The 24,729-nt window shown below is 63.2% G+C and carries 18 protein-coding genes; 2 read left to right on the top strand and 16 right to left on the bottom strand.

What is annotated here, in order from left to right; all coding sequences use genetic code 11:
• Positions 1-57 precede the first annotated feature (57 nt).
• The 4 genes from QPK32_RS05675 to dut form a co-directional block, all read right to left on the bottom strand.
• Positions 58-948 carry a DNA-3-methyladenine glycosylase 2 gene (locus QPK32_RS05675; protein ID WP_290411811.1) on the bottom strand — a complete coding sequence of 297 codons (891 nt, stop codon included), beginning with the start codon at positions 946-948 and terminating at the stop codon, positions 58-60.
• A 39-nt stretch (positions 949-987) separates the two neighbouring features.
• A complete protein-coding gene (locus tag QPK32_RS05680; protein WP_290411812.1) occupies positions 988-1,881 on the bottom strand; it encodes a DMT family transporter in 894 nt (297 codons plus the stop codon).
• A 175-nt stretch (positions 1,882-2,056) separates the two neighbouring features.
• Positions 2,057-3,139, bottom strand: a complete 1,083-nt coding sequence (locus QPK32_RS05685; RefSeq protein WP_290411813.1) for a M48 family metallopeptidase — start codon at positions 3,137-3,139, stop codon at positions 2,057-2,059.
• 15 nt (positions 3,140-3,154) lie between these two features.
• Positions 3,155-3,616: a dUTP diphosphatase gene (gene dut / locus QPK32_RS05690; protein ID WP_290411814.1), complete on the bottom strand. Its 462-nt coding sequence runs from the start codon at positions 3,614-3,616 to the stop codon at positions 3,155-3,157.
• 341 nt (positions 3,617-3,957) lie between these two features.
• Between dut and QPK32_RS05695 the strand changes: the two genes are divergently transcribed.
• Complete coding sequence (locus tag QPK32_RS05695) at positions 3,958-5,439, top strand: hypothetical protein (RefSeq protein ID WP_290411815.1); 1,482 nt, start codon at positions 3,958-3,960, stop codon at positions 5,437-5,439.
• An 89-nt stretch (positions 5,440-5,528) separates the two neighbouring features.
• On the opposite strand, the gene QPK32_RS05700 is transcribed toward QPK32_RS05695, so the two are convergent.
• The 11 genes from QPK32_RS05700 to QPK32_RS05750 all read right to left on the bottom strand — a co-directional run bounded on the left by QPK32_RS05700 (position 5,529) and on the right by QPK32_RS05750 (position 21,180).
• On the bottom strand, positions 5,529-6,971 hold the full coding sequence (locus tag QPK32_RS05700; protein WP_290411816.1) for an Atrophin-1 multi-domain protein: 1,443 nt from the start codon (positions 6,969-6,971) through the stop codon (positions 5,529-5,531).
• A gap of 60 nt (positions 6,972-7,031) precedes the next feature.
• Positions 7,032-8,468: an O-antigen ligase gene (locus QPK32_RS05705; RefSeq protein WP_290411817.1), complete on the bottom strand. Its 1,437-nt coding sequence runs from the start codon at positions 8,466-8,468 to the stop codon at positions 7,032-7,034.
• A gap of 15 nt (positions 8,469-8,483) precedes the next feature.
• Complete coding sequence (locus QPK32_RS05710; RefSeq protein ID WP_290411818.1) at positions 8,484-9,566, bottom strand: glycosyltransferase; 1,083 nt, start codon at positions 9,564-9,566, stop codon at positions 8,484-8,486.
• Between the two features lie 44 nt (positions 9,567-9,610).
• The gene (locus QPK32_RS05715; protein WP_290411819.1) at positions 9,611-10,582 is read right to left on the bottom strand and encodes a glycosyltransferase; all 972 of its coding nucleotides are present in this window, start codon (positions 10,580-10,582) and stop codon (positions 9,611-9,613) included.
• 47 nt (positions 10,583-10,629) lie between these two features.
• A complete protein-coding gene (locus tag QPK32_RS05720) occupies positions 10,630-12,057 on the bottom strand; it encodes a lipopolysaccharide biosynthesis protein (protein ID WP_290411820.1) in 1,428 nt (475 codons plus the stop codon).
• Between the two features lie 60 nt (positions 12,058-12,117).
• The gene (locus tag QPK32_RS05725; RefSeq protein WP_290411821.1) at positions 12,118-13,095 is read right to left on the bottom strand and encodes a glycosyltransferase family A protein; all 978 of its coding nucleotides are present in this window, start codon (positions 13,093-13,095) and stop codon (positions 12,118-12,120) included.
• A gap of 41 nt (positions 13,096-13,136) precedes the next feature.
• The gene (locus QPK32_RS05730; protein WP_290411822.1) at positions 13,137-14,036 is read right to left on the bottom strand and encodes a chain length determinant protein tyrosine kinase EpsG; all 900 of its coding nucleotides are present in this window, start codon (positions 14,034-14,036) and stop codon (positions 13,137-13,139) included.
• Positions 14,037-14,043: 7 nt separating this feature from the next.
• Positions 14,044-15,468 carry a GNVR domain-containing protein gene (locus tag QPK32_RS05735; protein WP_290411823.1) on the bottom strand — a complete coding sequence of 475 codons (1,425 nt, stop codon included), beginning with the start codon at positions 15,466-15,468 and terminating at the stop codon, positions 14,044-14,046.
• Positions 15,469-15,533: 65 nt separating this feature from the next.
• Positions 15,534-16,664: a polysaccharide biosynthesis/export family protein gene (locus QPK32_RS05740; protein ID WP_290411824.1), complete on the bottom strand. Its 1,131-nt coding sequence runs from the start codon at positions 16,662-16,664 to the stop codon at positions 15,534-15,536.
• Between the two features lie 149 nt (positions 16,665-16,813).
• Positions 16,814-19,654, bottom strand: coding sequence for a N,N-dimethylformamidase beta subunit family domain-containing protein (locus QPK32_RS05745; RefSeq protein ID WP_290411825.1), 2,841 nt, complete (start codon positions 19,652-19,654; stop codon positions 16,814-16,816).
• A 119-nt stretch (positions 19,655-19,773) separates the two neighbouring features.
• Complete coding sequence (locus QPK32_RS05750) at positions 19,774-21,180, bottom strand: undecaprenyl-phosphate glucose phosphotransferase (RefSeq protein ID WP_290411826.1); 1,407 nt, start codon at positions 21,178-21,180, stop codon at positions 19,774-19,776.
• Between the two features lie 524 nt (positions 21,181-21,704).
• On the opposite strand from QPK32_RS05750, the gene QPK32_RS05755 reads away from it, so the two are divergent.
• Entirely contained in the window at positions 21,705-22,889 is a 1,185-nt protein-coding gene (locus tag QPK32_RS05755; RefSeq protein WP_290411827.1) for a WecB/TagA/CpsF family glycosyltransferase, read from the top strand.
• A 191-nt stretch (positions 22,890-23,080) separates the two neighbouring features.
• Here the strand turns inward: QPK32_RS05755 and QPK32_RS05760 are convergent, their stop codons facing one another.
• Entirely contained in the window at positions 23,081-24,643 is a 1,563-nt protein-coding gene (locus QPK32_RS05760; protein WP_290411828.1) for a hypothetical protein, read from the bottom strand.
• Positions 24,644-24,729 lie beyond the last annotated feature (86 nt).

Here is a 24,729-nt window from a genome sequence, read left to right on the forward strand (position 1 = left end):
AATTACGCTTTCGCAGCTTGACAGGCAAGACGGTATCTACCATGGGCCCGGCACCGTTCAGTCGATGGGGTCGCCCAGGCTGGCCCAGCAATATGCGGCGGCCATCGTGCGCTGCGGGCGGTACGCCTGCAGGAAGGCTTCCGCTTCGCGCAGGTCCGGGCGCGGTGCGTCCGCGCCGCCCAGCAGGCGCCCGATCGCGTTGCGCACGGCCACGTCGCCATGCAGCGAGCAATCCGGATACCCATAGCCGCGCAGCAGCGCGTAATTGACGGTCCAGGGGCCGATGCCCTTTATCGCCAGCAGGCGCTCGGCGGCGCCGGCCGCGCCCTGTTCGTCCAGCAGGCGCTCCAGGTCCAGGTCGCCGTCGGCCGCCAGCCGCGCCAGGCGCAGCAGCGTTTCCGCTTTCGCGCGCGAGAACTTGCGGCTGCCCAGCTGGTCGGCTTCCAGGCGCGCCACGTCGGCCGCTTCCGGATAGCACCACATCCCGCTCGCATGCGGGCGGCCCGCCAGTTCGATGAAGCTGCGCCGCAGCGCGATCGCGAAGGCGAGATTGATCTGCTGGCCGATGACGGCCCAGGTCAGGGCCTCGAACACCGTGGCCGCCTGGATCACGCGCAGGCCCGGATGGCGGCGCACGAGCGGGGCGAACAGCGCGTCGCCGGCGACCATCGCCGTGAACGGCGCCGGGTCGATAGCCAGGCCCAGCATGTTGACGAGCGCCGCGCGTGCCCGTGCGCCGACGGGGCCATCGGCATCGACGGCGCAGTCGGCGTGCTCCGCGTGCAGGGTCAGGTCGAGCAGCGTCGGCACGCCGTCCAGCAGGATGGCCTTGCGGATGCGCATGCCGTCGACGCGTTCCGCGGGCCCGTTCGCATCGCGCCCGTGGAAGGCGAGGGCGTGGGCGGCGACGTAGCCGGCCGGCAGGGCGATGGCGAAGCGGGTGCTCACCTGGTGCTCACTTGGTGCTCATTTGGTGTCCACTGGTGTTCACTTCGCCGCAGCGCCCGCCGCCGCGCGGTCCCAGCGCGGGCTGAATCCCGTCACGAGGGCGGTGCCGACCAGCACGATGGCCGAACCCGCGACCGTGTACCAGCCGATGATCTCGCCGAGGAACAGCGTGCCCCACAGGATGCCGAACAGCGGATTCAGGAAGGTCACCGTGAGCGCCGAGGTCGTGCCGACTTCCTCGATCAGGCGGAAGTACAGCAGGTAGGCGATGCCGCTGCACAGCACCCCCAGCGCCAGCACGGCGGCGCCGATGCCGAGCGTCGGGCTGCCGCTGGCCGGGAAGAACGGCAGCACGGACAGCACCATGATGGCCGAGGTCCACATGGTGCCGTGCGCATTGGCGAAGGCATCCACGCTCGGCGCCGAGCGCGCATACAGGCTGGCCACGCCGTAGCTCAGCGCCGCCGCCAGCGCGGCGCCGATCGCGATGCCGGCGCCGTCGCGGCTGGCCACGTGGTCGAAGCCGACCAGCAGGGCCACGCCCACCGTGCCCAGCACGAGGCCGAGCAGGGTGCGCGGAGCGATGGCCTGGCGCGTCCAGGCGGCGCCGAGCAGCGCGCTCCACATGGGCGCGGTGGCGTTCAGCACGGACAGGACGGACGCCGACAGCGTGCGCGCGGCGAACGCGAACAGCAGGAAGGGCAGCGCCGAATTGAAGAAACCGAGGATGAAGTAATGCTTCCAGTGCGCGCCCAATTGCAGGCGCTTCTTCAGCACCAGGCCCACCAGCGCCAGGAACAGCGCCGCCAGCAGCACGCGGAACTCGATCAGCACGGCGGGCCCCAGCACCGGCGCGGCGATGCGCATGAAGAGGAAGGAGCCGCCCCAGATGGCGGCAAGGGAAAAGAGGCGCAGCAGGTTGGCGGTGTTCATTGTCGTTATCGTTATCGTGGTCCGGCGCGGGATCGACAATGATACAAGGAGGCGGGGCTTGCCGCAGATATCCCTGCAACATACCGTCGCCCCTGCGCAGGCAGGGGCCCAATGCCTGCAAGCTGCTCGAAGCTTGGGCCCCTGCCTCCGCAGGGGCGACGGGGTAAGCGGATCGTTACGGCACCAGCGGTTTCTTCGCGGCGCGCTTGGCCTTGATCTCGCCGTTCGCCTTGTCGATCGCCGCCAGGCGTTGCGCCAGCGCCGGGTGGTTGGCGCTGTAGCCGTTCAGCACCGTGGGCGGATAGGTGTCGGCCAGGCGGCGCCAGAACGCGGGGGCGCGGGTGGCGTCGTAACCGGCGCGCACGGCCAGGTAGGTGGCCAGGCGGTCGGCCGCGGCGTCGGCGTCGGCCGGCATGGCCTTGATGCCGCCGCTGCCGATCAAGAGGGACGTGTCGGGCGTGATGCTGCGCAGGTTGTCGATGACGCTGGCCAGCGTGGCCTGGTTGCGCTGCGTGGCCGGGTGGTTCAGCAGGTTGTGCGCCATCGTGCGCGCCAGCACGAAGGCCAGCTCGTCGTCGTTGCGGGTAAAGCCGATCATGCCGCGCGTGACGAGCACGCGGTTGCCGTCGCCGTAGGCGTTGATGTTGTCGGCGTTGCCCAGCTCGATGGCGAAGGAGCAGGCGCGCGTGACGGGGATCGCGATGTCGCGTTCGACGCGGCGGCGCTCGATGCTCATCGGCAGGCTGGCCTGGGTGGCGATGATCCTGGCGAAGATGGTGCCCGCTTCGCCCAGCGCGTTCTTGCCGACCGGGAGCGGCTTGCCGCCGGCGGAGAGCAGCACGTCGCCGACCTGCAGGCCCGCGCGCGCCGCGCCGCTGCCGGCCAGCACGCCCGTCACCTGCAGGTGTTCGTCCATGCCGAAAGCGACGTGGGCGGCTTCGTTGTACTCGCCCGGATACGACCAGCGGTTCTTGGCGGTGAAGCCGAGCAGGTTGCGGGCCTGGCCCTTGCACAGTTCCGCGTTCTGGATCAGCAGGGGCGCCGCGACCTTGTACAGGCGGTCCTGCAGGTCCGCCATCTTCGTCAGGGTGTCGGCGGCGGCGGCCATCTGCGGCGTCAATCCGGGCGCCTCCGCGGGGCGCTCGGCGACGCCGGGGATGCCCGGGGATTGGCGGGGCGCCTGCGTGGCGCAGGCCGACAGCAGCAGGGCCGCGGCGATGAGGGATGCTCCAGGGCGAAGAAGGCGGGTAAGGGTCATGCTGCTCCTTTTGTCTTATTGTTTGCCGGTGCTGCCGAAGCCGCCCTCGCCGCGTTCCGTGGCGATGGCGAAGTGGTCGACGAATTGCAGCGCCACCTGGACGACGGGCTGGAACATCAGCTGGGCGACGCGGTCGCCCGGCTGCACGACGTAGTCCTCGCTGCCGTCGTTCGCCAGGATCACGCCGATTTCCCCGTGGTAGTCCGAGTCGATCACGCCGATGCCCTGCGCGACGCGCACGCCATGCTTGAGCGACAGGCCGGAGCGCGAGGCGACCACCGCGACCAGGCCCGGATCCATCATGTTCAGCGCCAGCCCGGTCTGGACCAGCGCGCGGCCGCCCGCGGGAATGGACAGCGGGGAAGGGATGCATGCGCGCAGGTCCATGGCGGCCGATCCGCTCGTTTCATAACGGGGCGCCGGGATTTCAGTGCCGAGCAGGGGGTTGACGATGCGTGCTTCGATACGACGGTACATAAATTCTCACAAAAATGGTACACGCGGCAACGGGCCGCGGGCTTGCTGAGCCTACATCATACGATGAACCCAGCCGATGATGGCGCTCAGCATTATGGACGCCGCCAGCGGCCGGGCCAGAGCGAAGCGTCGCGCATGCATGGCTGGTATTGCTCGGTATTTCATTGCCACCATTTCTAACAATCAACTACCTCGATCATATTGATTGGGATTCGTGGAGCGCTTGTAATGAATCAGGGTTTTTCTTCATCGCCCAAGTGACAATGCCTCGTGTTGCAATACTTTTAACAATGCGAGCGATCGCGGTGGGGGAAATCATGAGGAAATGGAGGCGATGGGGTGTGTCCGCAGTGGTGTCCGTCTTGTGCGGCATGGCGTTGGCGGCATGCGGCAGTGGGGCGGATGGTGCCGGGAAAGCAGCTACGGCCAGCAAGCTGTCGGCACAAACGGAGGCGGCGACCGGCATCGCGTGGGTCCAGTGCGCGCTGGAAGACCAGGCCTGCGACTTCGCGGGCAAGCGCGACGTGCGCTACGGGGCGAACGGGACCTATGTGGTCAAGGCGGTGACTGGCCCCGCGCAGTGCGTCAACGCCACCTTCGGCGACCCCGCCCCGGGCGCCGACAAGTTCTGCAGCCTGGCGCTGGAGACGCCGCTGCACACCGCCTGGACCCCGTGCGCGGCCGAAGACGCGACGTGCACGGTGACGGGCAAGCGCCTCGTGCGCTATGGCGCCGACGGCAGCTTCGTCTATCGCAGCGTGACGGGCTCGGTCCGCTGCGGCAATGCCGTGTTCGACGATCCGCTTCCCGGCGTCGACAAATCCTGCAGTTATTCGTCCTCGCTCGCCCAGCCCGCCGGCGACTGGACGATCGCCGACCTCGGCACGCTCGGCGGCGACGAAACCAGCGTTGCCGCCCTCAACGATGCCGGCAGCGTCGTCGGTTGGAGCCGGCTGGCCGACGGCGCGCAGCGCGCCTTCCTCTACCGCAACGGCCAGATGCGCAACCTGGGCGTGCTGGCGGGGAACGACGGCAGCGCGGCCGTGGCGATCAATAACCTGGGCCAGATCGTGGGTAGCAGCTCGACCGGCGGCGACATCGCGAGCGCGCGCATGTTCTCGTCCGACGGCGGCAGCCTGAGCGAAATCGTCTTGCCGTTCACCGCAGTCAAGCAGGTCCAGGACATCAACGATGCGGGCGACATCCTGATCCATTACCGCGGCACGCGCCAAGGCGACTGCATGAGCCCCATCGCGAGCTGCAATTACATTGCCAGGAAGACGGGCGCGCCCATCGACCTGCAAGCGAAGATTTCCAGGGGACTGAAAATCAATAATAGCGGCGTGATCATGGCGTTTTCCGGCAACTCGCGCGAATCGACCCTGCTCTACAACCTGCACGACGCGTCCACCGTGACGATCTCTTCCATTCCCGGCGGCCCCGCCTTCCCGTACTACATGGAGCCCGTCGATTTCAATACCGCGGCAGAGCTGGTCGGCTTCAGCGGCTACGGCCGGCCGTTCCGCTATCGCCAGGGCGCGGTGGCCGACATCGCCACGGTGATCGCCGGCGACGTGACGGCGCTGGCCGGCATCAACGACGATGGCGACATCGTGGGAACCATGCAGGCCGGCGGCGGCAGTACCGTCTTCTTCTGGCAGGCCAGCACCGGCATCCTGGTGGACCTCAATACCGTCGCCGGCGTCAGGGACGCGGGCTGGCGGCTGCAGTACGTCAAGGCCGTCAACAATGCGGGCCAGATCATCGGGACCGGTATCGATGGCAGCGAGCGGCAGCGCGCCTTCCTGCTCACGCCGCGTTGAAAAGGGAAAGCGCCGGGGGACCGGCGCTTCTTTCTTGATGAGATCGTGATGGAAGAGACGGAGCCGTACGTTGCCGACGACGGTGCCGCCTATTGGCGCGTCAGCAGCATGCGTACGGTCGCGCTGGGGCTGCTTGCGCGTGCGGTCAGCGACACCGATACCTTGCCGGCCGGCCAGGCGAATTGCGCGGTCTCCTTGTCGGCCAGGTCGCCGCTGTCGACGACGTTGTCTCCGGCATCGGCTTTCCGCATCTGCAGCCGGCACGTCGCGCCGCCCGTGGCGCGGCATTCGATCCGGTAGCGGTCGCCCGGCGCCGGCTTGGCCCAGCTGACTTCGGTCACATCGTCGGCAAAGGTCTTCGTCACGACGGCGCCGCCGCTTGCCCCTTCGAGCACCAGGCTTTGCGACCACGAGTCGAAGGAGGCTTTGGCCTGGCCTGCCGTCGCCGTCCACGGTCCGCGCATGGACAGCAGGTTGGCGCGCGGTTTGCGCTTCACGACCTTGCCGTCACCGTCGACCCATTGCCTGGCACCCGTCACCTGGCGCAAGGCGACGCGGATCTTTTCCAGGTCGGCCACCGCCTGCGCATTCCAGACGCGTCCGTGCAGCTCGAGTCCGCTATCGATTTCGCTGTAGATGACGAAGCCCGTCGATCCGTTGCGGTCGACGACATAGGCGCCATACACCTTGAGGGTTTCCGCGATCTTCCTGATCCTCGCATCGTCGATGGTCGCCGTATCGAAGGCGGCCGGCAGCATCAGCAACGCGCCCTCGGGAATCCGGCCCGTGTTGACCGCCTTGGCTTCCTTGTCGGCCGACGTCGCCGGGTAGACGTAGGCGGGCGCCGGCGCCAGGGCCGTGGTCGGTAGCGACATGCTCAAGGCGTGGCGGTACAGCGCCTGGGCGTCGTTCACCTCCTGCGTGCGGATCAGGCCGCCGATGGCCGATACGCCCGCGGCCCGGGCGCCCTGGATCGTGTGCGCGGGATCGCCCCAGCCCGAGCCGCCCAGGCTGGTCCAGGCGTACTGGTCCGCGATCCATTTTCCCTGCTCGGCCCTGAGCTTCCAGAACGAGTGGACGATGCCCGTCGCCGTATCGACGATCTCGGCGTGGCCGTCGCTGCCGGACGCCGGCTTGACGTCCTCCGGCCAGCGGGGCAGCACGATGTTCCCGAAAGTCCGGTCGTCGGCCCGCCACGGGCCGGGCTTGTCCGGCGGGCCATGGACGGTGACCGGCCCTCCCTTGCCGGGCAGGGCGTGGAACACGCCCGTCGACCATTTTCCCGATTCGATCGCCGGGGCATATTTTGCCGCCGGGACCGACGCATCGGAAAACACGGGATCGACGGGACGGCTGTTCCACGGCGAATCGGCCGCGAAGGGCGTATCGAAGCTGCCCCATTGGCGCGCCTGGCCTCCCTTGCCCTCCGTGCGCGGGGGCGGCTTGCGCTCGGCGTGGGTGAACAGCGTCACCGACACGAGGGCCAGCAGCACGCCCCACGCGGCATGCCTTCCTCGACGATTCCTGGACATGTTTATCTCCCGTTTTGCCGATGTGCCGATATGCCGGCATGTCGATCGCATGGCGCCGCGCTACCGCCAGACGACGAACGCGCGTCCGGACGCCGGTTCCGGCCGTGCCTGCCGCGCCGCCTCGGCCGGCACGGCCAGCAGGGACGAGGCCGCGCCCAGGAACAGCCAGTAGTACCAGTTGAATGCGAGATAGAACATCATGTTGTCGGAGAAGGACACCGTCAGGTAGCTGATCACGGTGACCATGACGATGAAGCGCAGCAGGCGGTCGACCTGGGACAGCCGCCGCAGCAGATACAGCAGCCGGCCGTGGATCCAGACATAGGCGGCCAGCCCGAGCAGGCCGACGTCGAACAGCCACTGCACGTACACATTGTGCGCATCCCAGTGGATGCCGTCGCCGCGCGCGAAGAACACGGGCGCGTTCTCGGAAAAGGCGCCGATGCCGTAGCCGAACAGGGCGCGCTTGATCTCCATCCATTCGAGCGCCGCCGTCCACAATTCGACCCGCCAGCGGAAGGAATCGAGCTTGGTCTGGCTCGTCACCACTTCGGGCGCACTCAGGTCGATGATGCGGTCGCGGATCGGTTCCACCAGCAGGGCAAGGCAACAGCCGGCCAGCAGGTAGAGCAGATAGCGGCGCTCGAACAAGACGCCGAAGGCCAGGAACATCGCCATGCAGACGAGCCAGGCGCTGCGGGTCTGGGTACAGACCAGCATGCCGGACAACACGGCCATCCAGGCGACGAGGGCCGCTTTCCCGAACATGCCGCCGCCCTGCAGCGGCGACTTCAGCTGGTAGAACACGATGCAGATGACGAAGGCAAGGTAGAACGCGAAGATGTTCGGGTGGGTAAAGGTGCCCTGGACGCGGCTGCTCGACAGCGCCCCGAGCCCGGCCGCGGCGACCTGGACCATGCCGTAGGCGACCGGGATGATGGAGGACGCGACGATCACCCGGAGCACGGTGCGGAAGTCCTTCATGGAAGTGACGAAGGACGCAGCGCAGTAGAACACCGCGAAGTTCGATACCCAGGCAAGGATGAAGCGCAGGCTTTCTCCCTTGGATGGCGCGAGCAGGAAGCCGTATGCCGTGGTGCAGAAGAACCACGCCCACGCCGCCAGGAAGGGCTTCCTGCGCAGCACGTCGTCCTTCGATATCACGAGGAGGGCGAGCCCGATGATGCTGGCATTGACGAAGCCGCCGATGCCCGGTCCTCCTCCCGCGACCGACAGGCGGATGGATTCGAAGACGAGATCGCAGGCCGACCTCGCGGCGAGCACGAGGAAGAAGAAGGTCTTTTTCCGCGCGAAGAACAGGGCGGCGAGCGCCACGGTCAAGGGCAGCGCGAGCACCGCCGCCGCGCCGTCGCCCACGACCGCCAGGTAAGCGGGAATGCCGGCCCCCATGGCAATGGCGCACAGCGCGATCGCCACGGTCATGGCGCGGCCATGGACGACGGAGGACCGTACGGGTGCAAGGGCATGGAATGTCATGGCATCGCCCATGCGCTAGTCGATCGCCACCAGCGCTGGCGCGCCGGAGGCCCGCCCGGCGACGCCCGACCGGTGCAGCAGCCAGGACTTGACCGTGTACCACTCCGAGCGGTCGGTGCCGCGGCGTGCCGCGTGGCGGAGGTAGCGTCCCATCATGGCGGCGGATTGGCGGCGCACGAAACAGCGGCGGAAATCCAGTTCGGCATCCAGCGCCGCGGAAGCGCCCAGCCCCCGCGACAGGCTGTCGCGCAGCGTGTCGAATTCGCGGTCGAAACGATCGCGGCCGCGGATGTCCACGAGCCTGTACCCGTGGTTGCACATCGGCGCGGGATCGAAGGCGGGAACGTCCTTGAGGAGCGCAAACGTCCTGGCGAGATAGCGCGAGATCGCGATGGCGACCCGCGTCTGCTCGACGTGCTTCCTGCTGCTGATGTTATTGTCGTGCCACCTGAACTGCAGCAGGCGCTCCCTGACGTTGCGGCAGCGGGCGACCAGTGCCAGCTGGCCGAACAGGAAATAATCTTCCGCCAGGCCGGACACCTCGAGCCGCTCCGCGTCGGGCACGGCCTTGACGAAATCGTGGCCATACGTGGCGCCCAGATGGACGAGCCGGTCGAGCCGCATGGCGGCAGCCGGGTGCAGGACGGGAATGCGGAAGAAGGAGAGGGCGGCGATGCGTTCCGGGGCCAGCGGCATGCCGAAGCGGCCGGTGTCGCGCCCGGCGCCGTCGATCACATGCCCTTGCGAACCCAGCAGAACGATGCCGGGATCGGCCTCGAAGGCCGCCGCCAGTACCTGCATGCGATGGGGCAGCGACACGTCGTCGGCATCCTGGCGGAGCACATACCTGGCATCGCAGCGCGCGAGGCCGTCGTTCAGCAGCCGGGAAAAGCCGTGCCCCGCCGGGCACTGGACCACGACGATGCGCTTGTCGGCCTCGGCAGCGCGGAATGCGACGTCAAGGCTGCCGTCCGTGGACCCATGGTCGACGAGGAACATGCGCCAGTCCGTCCAGGTTTGACGACGGATGCTGTCGATGGCCTCGCGCAGGTAAGGCAGGCCATTTTTTACGGGCATCAGGACGTCGAAGGTCGCCATGCTTGCTCCTGTTGACGATGCAAATGTGTCGAAGGCGCCGGCGCTCACGCCGCCTTTGCCCGGATGGCGCCCAACGACAGGGTGCGCACCAGTTTTCGCGACGTGTAATGCAGGAACAAGCCCACGTTCCTTGGCGACGCCTGCGTGCGCAGTGCCTTCAGGTAGTAGCGGCCGCTCTCGGCATACCGGCGCGCCTCGTAAAACAGGTTGGCCAGCTGGTAGCGCGTTTGCGCAAGGGCCAGCCGGGCCGCGGACTGCAGCGCCCCGTGGGCGGCGAAGGTCCTGCCGGCGAGATGGGCGCCGAGCACCGTCTCGTGGTACAGGAAGGTTTCGATCTGGTCGTTGGTCAGGTTGCCGTCATGGCCTATTTTTTTCAGCAAGACCTCGTCCATGACGACGAATTCGGTCACGAGGGCGCACCGTATCCACAAGTCGTAGTCTTCCGCCTGCTTGTAGCGGGAATGGAACAGCCCGACCGTGTTCAACAAGGCGCGCTTGACGAGGACGGTCGACGTCGTGCCGATGACATTCCCCTGCACCAGGGCGGCGAGCGGATCGCGCATCCAGTCGTCCGGGCGTGTGCCCGTCCGTGCCGCGACGAGCGCGAAATGCGATTGCGGGTGCGGCTGCGGCTGCGGGTCGTCCGCCGTGCCGTTTTGCACCACGTAATCGCAGCAGCAAAGGGCCGAGCGCGGATGCCGCGCCAGGACTTCCAGCTGGCGCGCCAGCTTGTCGTCGTACCATTCGTCGTCCGCGTCGAGGAAGGCGACCAGGCTGCCGGTCGAGGCGGCGAACCCCGAGTTCCGCGCGCTGGATACCCCGCGGTTCGGTGTGTGGAGGACGCGGATCCTGTCGCCGAAACGGGCCAGCGCTTGCGCCGTGCCGTCGGTCGATCCATCGTCGACGACGATGATTTCCGTTGCCGGATGCGTTTGGCGCAGCACGCTGTCGATCGCTCTGCCGACGAACGCCTCGCCGTTGAACACCGGGATAATGACGCTGACATCCGTATTCATCGATCACCTCTGTTTTGACGATTCCATGCCATGTGCGGGGCCGCGCGTTACGACGGCCGTACGAGGGCGACAATGCCCGACAAGTCCTGTTTCAACACCATCCCGAGCACCAGGAAATAGGTCAGCGCCGCGCCCGCCGCCTTGATGGGAAAGGCGAGCATCGGCGGCAGCGCCGACAGCTGCGGCAGGCGGTCCATCAGGGCCAGGACGAGCGCCATGACGAGGCAGGCAATCAAGGGCCGCGCCACCGTGTCGAGAATGCGCTTCGGACCGATCTCGAGACACCGCATGACGCATGCCATGCATGGCACCATATTGATCAGGTTCGCCACGAAGAAGCTTGCCGCGACCCCTTGTACGCCCCAGCGCACGCCGACGAGGTAGGACGTCAGCTGCAGCACGCAGCCGACGATGCCGAGTTTGAGCATCAGTCCGGTGCGGTCGAGCGAGAGGAAGACGACGCCCGTCGTCGCCGTGAGGGCCTGCAGGAAGCCGACGGGAGCGAGCCATTGCAATACCGCCGGAATGCCGTCCCACTTCGGGCCGAACAGCAGCAAGGCGAGATCCGCGCGCAGCATGCACACCGCCGCCATGATCGGCGCGGCGACGATGCAGATCGCGGCGACGGAGCGCAGATAGGTCGCCGCCATCGCCGCGCGGCTGTTCTGGTTGCGGCTGAATGCGGGGAACAGCGCGCGCGATATGGGGCCGGTGATGTTTTGCAGGGGGAACAAGGTAATCTTCGAGGACATGGAATAGATCGCCAGCGGAATCACCCCGAGGGCGCGGCCGATGATCATGCCGTCCGCGTTCTGCTCGACATAGAGCAGGACGCGAAACAGCGACACGTTGCGGCCGAGCCGGAGCACGGGAAGGATGTCCCGCCACGCGGTCGACAGCCGGGTCCTGTCGTCGACCGCGAGCCGGAGCTGGACATTGGTCACGAGCGTCGACACCAGCATCTGGCCCACGAGGCTCCAGACGCCGGCGCCGTTGAGGGCCAGCGCAATGCTGGTGACGAGCCCGCTCGTCATGCTGGCGACCTCGATCCGGGCGAGCCGGCGAAATCCCGACTCGCGCTCGATCAGCGCCTGGGCCAGCAGGCCGAATCCGGAGATCGGAAAAATGAGGGACAAGGCGGCGATGACCAGGGCCAGTTCGTCGACGCGAAAGACGTGCGCGGCGGGAAGGCTGAGGGCCAGCAGGACGGCCATCGTCGCGAAGCCGGTGAAGACGTTCACGGAATGGACGGCCGATTTCAGCTCCTGCGTCAATTCCTGGCGCTGGATGATGATGGCCGACATGCCCAGGTCGCGGAACAGGAAGGCCAGGTTGGTGATCGTCATCGCCATCGCCAGTATGCCGTAGGCCTGTTGCGGCATGATGCGCGACAGGACCGTGACGCTGACGAGCTGGGAAGCGATCCTGCCGGCTTGGGAAACCGCTGCCCACCTGATGCTGGAGACGAGACTCATGAGGCACTTCCTTCCTGTGCGCGTCCTGGTGGCGATGAGGTATGTGCTTGCGAGCGCGGATCAGGCAAGCAGCCGTTTTCCTTGGCGGATCCATTGCCTGAGCGTGAGCGGCAGCAAGGTGCGCAATAGCTCTGCCCTGGGGATGTGCCGAAGACGGCGCAGCAGGAACAGGAGTTCGTGGAATGTCGGCACGATCCCGGCACGCCTGCATGCGTGCAGGTATTGCCAGGCCTGCGCGTGGAACTGCCGCAGCAGGACGGGTCGGTGCCGGGCGTGCAGGGTGTCCGCATAGACCTGCCAGGTGGATGTCAGGGCGCAGAAATAGCCGGCCGCGTTGCGCCTGCTGGTCCTGGCGTGCATGATGGAGCCCGCCCGGATCCTGCGCATATAGAGTGCGCTCCTGGTAATGCAGCTGACCCGTGCCCGCGCGCAGAGGCGCGTGATGATGTCGTCGTCTTCGTGGACGATCGGCTTGAATCGGAGTTCGCTGTTCCACAAGGAGCGGCGCGACACATACAGGCAGGCGCTGGGCGAGAACAGCCGGGTCGCCAGCAAGGCCGCGGCCGCTTCCAGGCCGCTGGGATACAGGCCGCTGACCCGGCGCCGGAATTCGTCGCGCCTGACGTCCGCGCGGCCTTCGGCGGGGTAATCCGGATCGAAGAAGATTTCCCCGGAATAGAAGATGAGGTCGATGCTGGGGTTTTTCCGGATGATCGTGCTGATCGTCGTGACGAAGTGAGGCAGGATGAAATCGTCGGAGTCCATGAAATAGACGAAGTCGCCGCTCGCATGCTTCAGTCCTTCGTTGCGGGCAGGACCGAGCCCTTGATTGGCCGTGTGAACGATATGCACCGCATCGACATCGACGTACCGGGCCAGGCGCTCCGCGGTCCCGTCGGTGCTGCCGTCGTTCACGACGATAATTTCATGGAACTTTTCCGTTTGCGCCAACAGGGAATCCACGGCTTCCTCGATATAGCGCTCTACATTAAAAGCGGGAACGACCACGGAGATCGATGGATGGTGTTTGAAACTCATTCATGCATCCTTGTCTGGAGTTCCTGGGAGGCGTGCGGCGATCAACCGATGCGGAGTATCGTCGCCACCACATTGGCCTTTACCGCATCGAGGCTGGACATGAAGCGGGACAGTTCCTCGCACCGGGTCCTGTCCTTGCGGGCGATGACGATCGTATGGCTCGCTTGTTCGGCGACGAGCAGTGCCTCGATATGCCGCGTTCCGGCAGGGGTGTCGAGGATCACGATGTCGAATTCCTTCTGCAGTTCGCCGAGCAGCAGGGCGAACACGGGCCGGTTCAGCAGTTGTTCGGGGCTGGGCGGCAACGCGCCCGCGGGCAGCAGGGACAGCGGTCCCAGGCCGTTGACCTTCTCGACCATGCTTTGCAGCGAATGGCGTGCCAGCGCGATGGACAAGCCATGCTTGGCGGCGATGCCGAAAAGCTGGTGCTGCCGAGGATTGCGCAGGTCGGCATCGACAATGATCGAACGCATGCCGATCTGTGAAAACAGCACCGCCAGGTTCGCCGCCACGAGGCTTCGTCCATCCTTGGCATGCATGCTCGTGATCGCCAGGGTATGGCCTCTGCTGCCTCTTTTCGTGTGCCGGGACATCAGGACCGTCCGCAGGGAGCGCAGGGGGCCGATGCTGGGGCAATCGGGGTTGTACGCCGCGACGACCTCGGTACTGATCGCGCTTTCGCCGAGGGCCAGCGTGCTCACGTCGAACTGGCGGCGCAATATCAGGTCGATCTGCCCTTGGGTCAGCAAACCCAGTCGCACCGCCTCTTCGCCGAACCGCAGGCCGCTTTGTTGCTGGGAACGGAGTACCTTTTCGACCTGCTCCTTGTTGAGTAATCCTTGTTCCTTGAAGTAGGCGCCAATGGCGGAATACATTCGTACTTCCGGAGGGACGTAATGTTCCTCGCGGTTGACAGGCACGTTGCCGAGACTTTCCATCATCAGCCTCTCAGGAATGACCATTCGGTAAAAGCGCCAGCGACTCGGCGTCCACCAGCGTGGACGAGTTTACTGGCCCAAGCTCGACCATGATTGATGTGTGCGTAATGGATGCGAGGTCGTCGATGGAACGAATTCTGCGGTCCAGGAATTCTTGCAGGAATGCAGCGCACACGCCGAGCAGCAGTCCGGCCAGTCCGGCAAGGGCGGCGATGACGAGCTTGCGCGGGTTGCTCGGGAGGGCAGGGACGGATGCGGCGGTCAGGACGGCGACGTCGGATTGATGCGACTGTCCCTGGATGCTCGTTTGCGCCAGGCGCTGCGACAAGGCGTCATAGACACGCTTGCGGTTCTCGACTTCTTTCGCCAGCAGCGTCAAGGTGGTCCGTTTCCGGTTGAGGTCGAGCACCCGGTTTTTTTGTTGGGTGAACGCGTCCGTCAATTCCGCTTCGCGTTTCAACAGGATCGACGTGTTTGCCAGGAGTGCCGCACTCAACAGGGATGTCTGGCGGGTCAGCTCTTTTTCGATCGAATCCACTTCGGCTTTCGCTGCGACGGCATTCGGGTGCTCGGGCGTGACGATCTGGGTGATGGAGCTCAATTTCATCCTCGCTTTGCTCAAGTCGCTTTTCAGGCTCTGGATCAAGGCATTGTTGGCGATGTCCGGCGCTTCGGTGGCTTCGCCATGCATGACTTGCGTGCTCTTCGAATTCGCTTCCATCAAGCTGGACTGGACGGCCACCAGTTGCGTGGAGAGCTCGCTCAAGCGCGCAGTCTCCACGTCCGACGTGCTTTCCGCACCGATGATGCCGGTCTCCTGCTGGAAATTCGCCATCTCGGCGAGCGACGCTTCCATGGCGCCGCGGGCATCGTTCAATTGCTGGTACAGGTAATCGGACGCCAGCATCGCCGGCTTCGCATCCAGCTCGATGACCATCTTCCTGTATTCGTCGGCGAACGCGTTCGCGGCGGCGGCGGCAAACCTGGCGTCCGGCGCGCTGAACATGATGGTCAGCACGCTGCTGTCGTGCGAGGGCTTGACTTCGATTTTCGCCAACAGCTTTTCCGCGATCCACAGCGCCAGGCCGTCCGTGCCTTGCGCCGACTTCACCTCGCTCGCATACTTGCTCCGATAGGAGGGTTCGCTCGTCAGGCCGAGGCGCCGCACGACCCGCTGTCCCAGGGCCGGGCTCTTGATGATGTCGATCTGGGTGGCGACGTAGGTCGAGAAATAGCCGGACGAGGCCTGGGCGGGCGTGCCGCTGCCTGTCACGGGATCGGACCCCTTGTAGTTAAGGATGAGACTGGTTGTCGCCTTGTAGGTCTTGGGCGCGACGACGGCGATGACCGCGGCGCCGACGAGGGTCAGCATCGTGACGAGCACGATGGTGCGGGCACGCGCTTTCAGGATGAGCGACAACCGTAGCAAATTCATCTTATCCTCATGTTCTCAAGCCATAGGAAAGCAAACGATATGGTCCGCTGCGAGGGGGAAGGCGTTCAGGGCTTTGTTCCTACTGCCCCGACGGCGGATGAAAGGGCACCCGGCAGCAAGTTGCTGATCGTCCGGTGCCAGTTGGTCAGCGGGCTGGCCGCCACGAAAATGACGTCCTTGGGCGAGAGCATGAACTGCTCGGCCATCGCGAAGGCGCTCGGATCGCGCGCATCGAGCAGATAGACCTGGGCGTTCGGTTCCGCTTTTCGGATGACATACACTTGCCCGGGATCGCCGCTGATGGGATTGATGCCGCCCGAGGCGCCGATGGCCTCGCTCAAGGACAGGCGCCCGTCATGCATGGGAATCGCGCGCGGCGAATTGACCTCGCCGGAGACGAACACCAGGCTTTCGTCGCGGGACGGCACGCGCAGCACATCGCCGTTTGCCAGCACGAGCTGCGTCGGATTCAGCCCTTTTTTCATCAGCTCGGGAAGGTCGATCACATAGGTGGTGCCCTGGCGCGTCAGCTTGATCTGGCTTTGGTCCGCGGTCGGCAACAGTCCTCCGGAGCGATTGATCGCTTCGACCAGCGACATGGGAATATCGTCGATGGTCAGCAGGCCCGGGGTCTTGAGTTCGCCGTCGACGTAGATGCGTTTGCTCCTGAACGACCTGACCCGCAGGACGATATTGGGCTTCCTGATGTACCTGGTGAGTTTTTCCGCGAGCGCGGCACGGGCCTGTTCGACGGTCAGGCCTTCGAGCTTGATTTCGCCGACAAAGGGATACGTGATCATGCCCCGGTCGTCGATGACGAATCCGGCAGGCCCGCTGAAGTCCGTCCCTGCATTGGAAACGGGGCGGTTGTCGTCACCCCCGACCGAGCCGCTGGTCAGCTCCGCATGCCCCCACACCACGATCGACAGGATGTCGCCATTGCCGAGCTTGTAGGAGTCGGCATGCTTCGTGAACAATTGAACGACTTCCCCATTCGATTGCTGATTTTTTGCGAGCGTCTGGCGCTGCACGATAGCGGGCGTAATGACGGTCAATTCTGCTTTCGCCAAGACGTCAGCTGTGGAATCGTTCGCATCGTGTCTGCGTGTACTGCCCGCGCATGCCGATAGCAGTAACGTCAGGAAAATGACCCGAAGCAATTGAAGCATTGAGCCGTGGAATATCGTCATGGTCATGGTTAATCAACGTCGGACTGTAAGCGGTACGATCCGTATCGAAAGGATGAAACTTGAGTAATACAGCAGTGGAATGAAGTAGATACGGCAAATATCAAGCTTCTCTGCATATGCGGATTCGAGAGCGGGAATCGCGCATGGAGCAGGCCTTACTGAACCTGCTTCTCCCACAGTTGGCCGAGATTGTTATTGCAGGACTCCAGGATCAGCGATGCGCCGTCCGCCGATGAGCCGCCATTGCCGACGCATTTCCCCGATCTTTTGTCGGACAAGGCGTTCAGGCCGGTATTACTTTCAATAAATTTCCATCGCTGTTGGTCTTCCTGATGACATTCCCACGTTCCCACACTTGCGCCCTCGGCAGTCCCGTAAGCGTCAAGGCATAGGCCATTGACAGTGGAGGTCAGGCGGAGATAGCCGTCATCCAGCGATGTGGCTTGCCAGAGGTTGGCAAAGCCGGATGAGGTCGGCGCCTGCGCCACGAGGGACGAAGTCGATGTGTTCGGCGGTACGGCGAGAAAATACTGGCTCGCCGCATTGGTAAATGTCAGCATGGTCGGCACCGCGACGGCAGGCTCGGTCTTCAACCAGCGCTGGCTTGCCAATGCCTGGCAGGCAGTCAGTTGTATGCCGCTGGCGCCATCGCGCGTGACGCACAATCCGGAGCGCTGGTCGGCCAGCGTATAGACCGAATTGCCAAGCGGAACAAAACGCCAATTCTGTTGTTGGGCGCCATTGCATTCCCAGGTACCGACTGCCGCGCCGCTCGCCAGGCCGTAGCCGTCGAGGCACAAGCCGTTCGCCAGCGAGATCACCTTGAAATAACTGGCCTCCGTCGACGCAGTGGGCCGCCACTGGCTGTATTCCGGGTGCGCAGCCGTCGGGAGCTGGGTGAGCGGCGCCGCCTGCAGATCACCCAGACTGAGCATGTTGATATTGTTCTCGTCCGACAAGGTGATGGGCACATCCGGCTTGATGTCCGAGGTCGGCGGCGTCGGGATGGGGGGCAAGGTGCCTCCCGTGGCGGTTCGGAACCAGAGCTGATTGCTTCGTTGCGCGCACGTTGCCAGGGCCAGGCCGGTACCGGCCGCAGTCGACGAGGGCGTTTCGAGGCACAGGCCGGAGCGCTGGTCCTGGAGCGACACGTAGCCGTTCCCCATCTCCTTCGACACCCACTCCTGATTGGGCCCTCCAGTGCAATTCCACACGCCGACGACAGCGCCGGCGACCGTCCCATAGGCGTCCAGGCAGAGGCCGGTCGATCGCGACACCAATCGGACTTTGCCGGGCGTGGTGGGGAGGATGCGCCATTTATTCGTCTTGGATAAACCGGTCGGCGCGGTGTTCTGGATGACCTGGGCCGGATTGAGGTTCCCCTCCAGGGTCGCCAGGAAAAGCCGGCTGGCCGCATTGACGAAGGTGTCCAGGTTCGTCTCGGAGAGCGCATCGAATACGTTTGCCGTGACTTTCTGCGCAATGGGGCTGGAGTAGGTCTGTCGCAATCCGTTGGCAACATAGTCGTCCAGTCCCCAGGCCCAGGCCATCGATCCGGTGGCGAAGACCTGGGCGGAGCTGGGCGCCACGTAATAGCTGATGTCGCTCTCGAAACCGTCTCCGGTCGTGTGTGCGAGCGACTCCACATTGGCGGGCGAGATGGTCGGCGCGATCGCATTGACCTCGTATCCCAGCAGCCCGCGCAGGACGGTGGTATTCGAGGCGCCGCTTCCGGAGAACAGCCAATGGCTCGCATTGGTAACGGTGATGTCGCCGGTCACCGGGGCCGTGACGTACTGCCCACCGATCAGTGCCGCTTCCGGCTTGCCGAGATCGCGGAACAGGCCGGTACGTAAATCGCCCGACGCGATGGGGTCCTGCGCATATTTGTAGCACAGCATGATTCCATTCGGCTGGCCACGTGCTCCGGACGCGAATCGTACGCGCCAGTAAATCTGGTTCGACGAGAAAAATGCCAGGTTGATGCCGGAATCCCGGGCGGCCACGAGATTGTTCCACATCGAGCTCGAGTAGTATTCATCGTGCCCGAATGACACAAAGGCCTTGGCACCGTGCATGACATTCTGGTCGCGATGCAGATCCAGGTTGGTAATGTATTTGACGTCCAGCCCTTGTCTTTCGAGCCAGCGCACCATGTTGTAGTCGAAAGCCGCACTACTGATCGGATAGCCCTCCTGCACGGTCTGCACATTGGTCAGGAATTCGCCGGCGCCGGCGCCATATGCCGCGGCCGGGTTCGAACTCGGCGTGTACGGACGGCTGAAGGAAACGGCCGTCGCGTTCGGCTGTCCGTTCGGACAGGCCCAGGTAGCAGTGTGGTTGACACAGCCGGTATACAAGGACTTCCCGCCCCAATAGTTATAGGCCTGGTACGTGGTAATCGGTAATTGGGCCACGAAGGAAGCACTGCGGGCGTCGTCGCGTACGACGAAGATCATGTAGCTGTCATTCCTGGCGGAATCGTTGGTCGTAATCCTGGCCAGGTAGACGCCGCTCGTCCAATAGTTCCACTGCGTGGGATCGGTGGTCGCCGGTACCGTAAACGCATGGCTGACGGCCCAATCGCATTCGATGACGCCATCCGGGTTCAGACACGGCATTTTCTGCGCGCCGCCTTTCAGATTCGCCGCCGAGTAAACCTGCCGCGCGCCTGCGCCGCCGTAATATCCCATCCTGAAGACTTCGAGGTTGAATGTGGACGCAGCGGTATTCACATGGACGGAAACGGTTTCTCCGCGATTGAAGCTGGTCGCGGAGACGTATCCCTCGATCTGGTGCTGCAGCGCCGGATTATTCAGTTTCCAGGACGACGTACCCGGCTTGGCATTTTCAATGGCAATGGGATTGCTTGTGGCCGCCGCAGCGGGATTTGCCCCTGTGGCCTGCAGCAATGCGGCAGCCGAAGCGATATTTGCAGCGAATATCCAGTTGGAGAAAACGGCAACCAGCGTGAAAAGCGTTCTCTTGTACATCATGTTCTCCTGTGGAGCAGATATATTGCATTTCGCCGTTGTAGCGAATACGGTCTATACGGCGCTCCTGAAGGCGATATTCCACCGGGAATTCTCTTTGGGGCCGCGGGAATTCGGCAGGCTCAGTATGCATTCGCTCCCGACCAGCCCTTGATGCCGGTCAGCAGAATGATTTTCACGTCGAGCCAGAACGACCAGTTTTTTATGTAGTGAATGTCGTACTGGACGCGCATGGCCATCTTGTCGTCGGTATCGGTTTCTCCGCGATAGCCATTGATTTGCGCCCATCCTGTAATGCCGGGTTTTACGCGGTGACGCAGCATGTAAAGCTCCAGCTTGCGCATATAGATCTCGTTATGCTGGAGAGCGTGCGGGCGAGGGCCGACAATGGACATGTCGCCAAGCAGCACATTGAAAAACTGCGGTAATTCATCCAGGCTGGTGCGCCGTAAAAACCTGCCTACGGGAGTAATGCGCGGATCGTTGGATGTCGCCTGGCTGACGTTCTCCACGGTTTCATGGCGCATGCTCCGGAATTTGTACAGATAGAATATTCTTCCGTTCAGGCCAAGCCGGCGTTGCCGGAAAAGGACCGGGCCGGGCGACGTCAACTTCACCGCCAAGGCAATTGCCAGCAACAGGGGGGAGAGGCCGGCTAGCGCAATGGCGGAAAAGATCCGATCGAACAAGTCCTTGAGCAGGGCGTGCGACCCGGCGATCTGCGGGCGGTTCAGATCGATTGTCGGAAAACCGAAGAATCTCACGATATCGCTGCTGAGAATCTCGACGTTGTCGACGTCGGGCACGAGACGCACGTCCACCAGGGTGTTGCGGAGCAGATTGCGCAGTTTCAGCAGGTGTGCCGAATCGGTAAGGGGCAGGGTCAGCCATACCTCTGCGATACGGTTGGCGACCACATAATCGCCGATCGATTCGAGGCTGGGAAGGACTTGCAGCCGGGCGTGGTGGATCGGCGAGGCGGCCTGGTTCGGATCGAGATAGACGGCCTTTACCTCGTAGCCATACCAGTCGTTTTCCAGGGCACGTCGATGCAATTCCCTCCCGGTCGGTCCATATCCGACGATGACGACGGGTTTGCAATACAGTCCCCGGTTTTTCAGCATCCGGATGATGTTGAATGCAACGAACCGCGAAATGGCGAGCAATCCGAGTCCGGACACATACCAGTACGCCAGCCACAGTCGCGATAATTGCGGGGCAATGTGGAAGGCAAAGCTGGCCAGCACGCCGATGGAAAGGACCAATCCCCAGGCCAGCCCCAGCCGCGCGAAGATTGCCGCCGGCCGGCGACCGCGCCAGGCATTGTAGATCCCCATGCTGGGCAGAATCAGATAGGCGAGCAGACAGCCGAGATACAAGGCGATGGCATAGGGAGACAGTGTCTGCGTTATTTCCTCGCGAAAGCGCGCGTAATAAGCCAAATGGCCGGACAGCCACAATAGAACGATATCGCCCACGCGTAATGCCAGCTCCAGCGTGGCCGGGCTCTTATCCATCGAGTCAGACATGTGATATTCCCTGTTAAGCGTTTTTGCGAATCTGCGGGGGCACTTCTTGCAGACGAATGTCAAAGGTGTGCCTAATCATCTACCGAATTCTGCTCATGGGTGACCGAATTGCCTCCAGAGATTTTTTCCACGTCCTGATCGATGGGGATTCAAATGTATTTTCTTTGATAAATTTATTTAAAGAATGGTTCTGTATTGGAAATTAGCGCCAAGAAATTTTATTTTAGGATGCTGCATCGCATCCAATGCCTGCAATCTTACGCATAGTTCTCCTCGCTTGAGAATCTCCTCTTCTTTCTCGATTTGTATTGAATCAAACATGAATCCGGTTCCCTTCCTTGCTTGATCTGCCACATAAAACGCTACTCAGCAGTTCTCTATCATTTATTCAACGCATATTCATATTTCTGCGCGGAATGAATTGAGGTGACTTTTGGCGTGAGTGCGTGCACCAATTACTGATTCCCTTTTTTGATCTGAGAAGCGATAGCGCTTGCAAAGCGTTGTCGTTTTAAAGGAAAGGAATGACAGTGGCTGAGGTCGAGTTGGCAATAGGCATGCGGGATGAAAGCGACGACGCGCCGGTCGAAAAGAAGGGCGTTGAGTGCTCGTCCCTTCCCAGAACGGACTTTTATCGCGATGTGCATTGTGTTTTTGGACTTCCGATCGATGTGATTCCCATAGAGCGGGCATTATTCGAATTAAGAGAGGCGTCGGCGCGACGTACCCGTTGCTTTTTATCGACGCCGAATCTGAATTATCTGGTCGCCAGTTACCGCGACAGCCATTTCCGCAATTCTGTCCTGTGCAGCGACCTGTCCTTGACGGACGGCGTGCCGCTCGTCTGGTTGGGAAAATTGATTGGCGTGAGCGATATCAAAAGAGTTGCCGGATCAACGTTGTTCGAGCGGCTCGTCGCAGAAACGTCCACGCGCATGTCCGTGTACTTCTTCGGAGGAGGACAAGGTGCAAGCGGCCTGGCTGCGGCCTTCGTCAATGCCCGCAACGGCGGCGTCAACTGTGTCGGGTCTTCCTACCCTGGCTTCGGGTCGATAGAGGAAATGAGCCGGTCGGACATGATCGACGAGATCAACCGTTGCGCACCGGACTTCCTGATCGTTGCGCTGGCCGCGAAGAAGGGGCAGGCCTGGCTGCAGCATAACCAGCACAAGATAAAGGCGCCCGTCATCAGCAATCTGGGCGCCGTGGTGAACTTTGCTGCAGGGACGATAAGGCGGGCACCCCGCTGGGTGCAGGAAGCAGGCTTCGAATGGGCGTGGAGGATCAAGGAAGAACCGTCTCTGTGGCGACGTTACTTTGACGATGGCCTGACCTTGGCGAAATTATTGGTCGCACGCGCGATACCCTGCTGTGTGTACCGGTTGGCGCGGCCGCAAAGCCATTTGTTTCGCAATGCGACTGTCTCTGTTCGCAGCGGCGACGGAACGTGCTGCATCGACCTCGACGGGCCGAGAAACCAGGGCAATCTCGCTCCTGTCAGACAGGCGATCTCCGAAGCTGTCGCTGTGCCGTGCGACATCGTTGTGCGCTTCCATGATGTCGCTTACGTTGATTCCGCATTTCTCGGGCTTTGCCTGCTGTTATACGGCCATCAGGTCAAGACAGGGCATACACTGAAATTCGAAGGGGTTTCTTCACACATGAGAAAGGTATTCAGGGCGAACTGCGTGGAGTACTTGCTGGCTTGAGAAGCGACGGTCAAGACGCCATGGGGTGTTGCCGGAGATACTGGCACGAAGAAAGGCACCTCGAAAACCGTCGCGAGTGGCAGCAATGGTGCCCCGAAGGGTGGGAGATAAAACGAAACACCCTTGCAAGCCATGGCTTGCAAGGGTGTGCGAGGAAGGCGAGTCAGGCTCGCCATTCGACGATCCGGCGCTTACGGCCTGCCGTAATCTTTCGGCAGGAACTGCAGGCGATCCCACGGGAAGCCGTCCAGCACCGAGTACTCGGCGCGGCCACCGTACAGGCTCGGGTAGGGGTCGCCTTGACCCTGAGCGGTGTACGAGACTGCGTTCTGGGCACGGATCGAAATGGCGCCAGCTTTATCCCATACGACGAAGCCGTATTTCTGTGCCGCTTTCGCGATGGTCTTGCCGGCAGCAGACATATTGAGGGAGTCGACGTTCACGGACGGGTCGAGGCGGAAACGCGTACCTTCCGGGATGCGATTGGCGGCGTTGTTCGGGTTGTAGCCGTCGGAACGGTTGGCTGGCCACGAAACGACGCTCGATCGTTCGAGATCGACCAGCGCGATGCCGATGACGTGTCGGATCTCGCCGCGTTTCAGTTCTTCGGCAGTCACCTGGCCACCGACGAAAGGCAGGCCGGTTGCAGTGGTGCCGTACGGGCTCGGCCAGATACCGCTGCTGGACGCAGTGTTCTGCAGTCGACCACCCCAGCAGGCTTGCCACTGGCCACCGGAATTCTTGGCTTGCCAGAATTCCCACATGGTGTTCGTCGACGGTTGGTAAATGGTCATTTCACCGTCGGTACCGGTCGATGCCTGCGCATTGGCGGGAATGGGAACGGCAGTCCATTGGGATGCCAGGTTGGCGTCGAGATAGCCCTTGCCCTGGCAGTCCCAGACCTTGACGGTCTTGGTCGCGGTACCCGCCGGCGCCACGTACAACGGGCTCGCGTACGAGTAGGTATTGATGGTGACCGTGCCGTAGTAGGCGGCTTTCTGACGCAGGAATTCCTTGACGTAGTTGGCCGAATTCGCATGCAGCGTGACGGACGACGGGATCGGTTTGTACCAGAAGCTGCTCGACGAGAAGATCGAATCCGTCGGCAACGCACCTGGTGCCGGAGTCGGCGTAGGCGTCGGGGTCGGCGTCGGCGTCGGAGTCGGGGTAGGGGTCGGCGAAGTGCTCGTGGAGGAGGATTCGCACACCTTGTCGACACCCGGGTAGGGATCGCCGAATACGGCGTTCGTGCAGGCGACGGAGCCGGTGACGGACTTGGTGGCGTACCTGCCGTTCAGGCCGTAGCGCACCTCACGCGTGCCGGACACCGTGCAGGTACCGCCTTCGGTAGCGCAACGCGTCCAGGTGGTCGTGGTCGGCGCCGGAGTCGGCGTAGTGGTTGCCGGCATGTATTGGCAGACCTTGTCGACGCCCGGATAGGGGTCGCCGAAGGTGGCGTTGTTGCAGGCGACCGGACCCGTGACGGTTTTGGTCGTCCACTTCGTATTCAGGCCATATCGCACCTGGTTGGTGCCGGAGAGGTTGCACCGGCCGTCTTCGACGGCGCATTGGGTCCAGGAGGCGGTTGCCGACGATGTGACCGTGGCAGCCAGCTGGGTCTGGATCGAGGCCGCTTGTGCGGGATCGGCTGCATCGCCGCCACCGCCACAAGCCGTGAGGAGGGTAGCTAGCGCGGCAGAGCAAGAAACGGCCGCGAGCCTTGCGTGGGAAAAACCGTGATTGAGATTGAGCACTGAGGACTCCGTAAGGAAACTGCTTTATGAAAAGGAGTACCTAAGAGTCCTGCCGTAAAGAAAAAGTTCGGGCTCATTTGATTGGA

The organism is Massilia sp. YIM B02763, from assembly GCF_030412015.1.
Classification (GTDB): Bacteria; Pseudomonadota; Gammaproteobacteria; order Burkholderiales; family Burkholderiaceae_D; genus Telluria.